We start from the raw sequence: 256 nt of genomic DNA on the forward strand, positions 1-256 counted from the left end.
GAAGTAAGGAGGATAGATCGTAGAGTGCCATCCTTTAATTACTGAAGTTGCGAAGTCAAAAGATACAGTAGTGTGTACTGAGAATACAAGTGGAGTTGCTAATCCTGCAAGAACCAAAGATAATTCTTCGAATCTCTGCCAGTGTTTTGCTTTACCACCCCAACCGAATGCTAGGAATGTATAAATTTTCTTTGTCCAAGGAGTTTTTGCTCTATCTCTGATCATTGCAAAGTCAGGGATTAATCCCATAAACCAG

General features: G+C 39.5%; 1 pseudogene. It reads right to left on the reverse strand.

From position 1 onward, the window contains the following. Nucleotides 1-256, reverse strand: a pseudogene (locus tag SCA31_RS24355) (hydrogenase); the annotation flags it as partial.

Origin of the sequence: Chryseobacterium sp. SIMBA_028 (assembly GCF_046535285.1) — a bacterium.
Classification (GTDB): Bacteria; Bacteroidota; Bacteroidia; order Flavobacteriales; family Weeksellaceae; genus Chryseobacterium.